General features: G+C 41.5%; 1 protein-coding gene. It reads right to left on the minus strand.

The window, feature by feature from the left end:
• Positions 1-673, minus strand: a 673-nt coding sequence (locus ACRCJ0_RS17885) for a class I tRNA ligase family protein (protein WP_431391486.1), incomplete at both ends; no start/stop codon positions are given.

Here is a 673-nt window from a genome sequence, read left to right on the forward strand (position 1 = left end):
AATTACCCAGTCTTTACGGTCACGAATCATGTTGTAGATACGTGTTTGACCAGATGGATGCCACCATTTCACTTCATTATCGATGACGTCTAAAGTACGTTCCCGGATTTTTTCTACTGAACAGAACCATTGTGGTGTGGCACGGTAGATAACCGGTTTTTTCGTACGCCAGTCATGTGGGTAAGAGTGAGAGAAGTAATCTAGTTTTAGTAAACGATTATTTTCTTTCATTTTTTCGATTGAAAGCTCGTTACCTTTTTCGTAGAAGACACCTTCAAAACCTGGTGCTTCATCTGTAAAGTGACCTTGGTCATCTAATGGTGATAGAACATCTAAATTATAGTTCAATGACGCAAAGTAGTCATCTTCCCCGTGCCCAGGCGCCGTATGGACTAAACCAGTACCTGATTCAGTTGTTACGTGGTCACCTAAGATTAGCAATGAGTCACGGTCGTAATATGGATGTTCAGCAACCATATACTCTAAGTCAGTACCTTTCACTGGTTCACCTTCAACTGTGTAGTCTGCCCATCCTAATTCTGTTGCTAGGCTATTCACTAAGTCAGTTGCAACCACAAATTTACGGTCAGCAACAGCGACTACTGAGTATTCAAAATTTGGATTTACAGCGATAGCCATGTTAGATGGAATAGTCCAAGGTGTTGTTGTCCAG

The sequence above is a fragment of the Aerococcus sp. L_32 genome (genome assembly GCF_050689315.1).